Raw genomic sequence first — 633 nt, 5'->3', positions numbered from 1 at the left:
GATCCGACTTGGCCAGGGACGGGGCCGCGGACGAGGTCGCGGACCCTGCCGGCGGCGGGGAGGCCGCGAGCCCGACCGCGAGCGCGAGCACCCCGGCCAGGAGCGCCGCCTCGGCGACAGCCAGGCGGACGAAGGCGCCCGGGCGGCCGGCCTGCAGCAGCGGCAGGGTGCGGCGGCGGTGGGCCCAGCCGACGGCGACGAGCACGACGACCCCGGCGGTCTTGGCCAGCAGCAGCGCGCCGTACCCGGTGCCGAGCAGCTCGCGGACGGGGAGGTCGGTGACCAGCAGCGCCCCGGCCACGCCGGTCCCGGTCACCGCGACCACGCAGGCCAGCGCCAGCCGGCTGAGCCGACCCACGGCGACGGCCCGGGCAGGGCCCGCACCGCCGACGTGCAGCAGGACCCCGACGAGCCCGCCGACCCAGAGGCTGGCCGCGACCACGTGCACGGCCAGGACGACGACCGTGAGCACGTGGTCGCCGGCCGCCGCGGGGTGCCCGGTCGTGGCGACGGGCAGGACGACCGCGGCGAGGGCGACGACGAGGGCAGCCCGTGCGGGGAGCGCGGCACGGGCCCGGGCCGCGCCGAGCGCGAGGAGGGCCGCGGCAGCGAGAAGGGCGAGCACGGCGGGCA

The 633-nt window shown here is 80.4% G+C and carries 1 protein-coding gene; it reads right to left on the bottom strand.

Annotated features, from left to right (window positions below; translation table 11 throughout):
- Window positions 1-633, bottom strand: a 633-nt coding sequence (locus tag WCS02_RS20930) for a CopD family protein (RefSeq protein WP_340296231.1), incomplete at both ends; no start/stop codon positions are given.

Origin of the sequence: Aquipuribacter hungaricus (genome assembly GCF_037860755.1) — a bacterium.
Lineage (GTDB): Bacteria > Actinomycetota > Actinomycetes > Actinomycetales > JBBAYJ01 > Aquipuribacter > Aquipuribacter hungaricus.
Note: the sequence above shows the minus strand (reverse complement) of the source record. Positions and strands in the feature narration are given on the sequence as shown.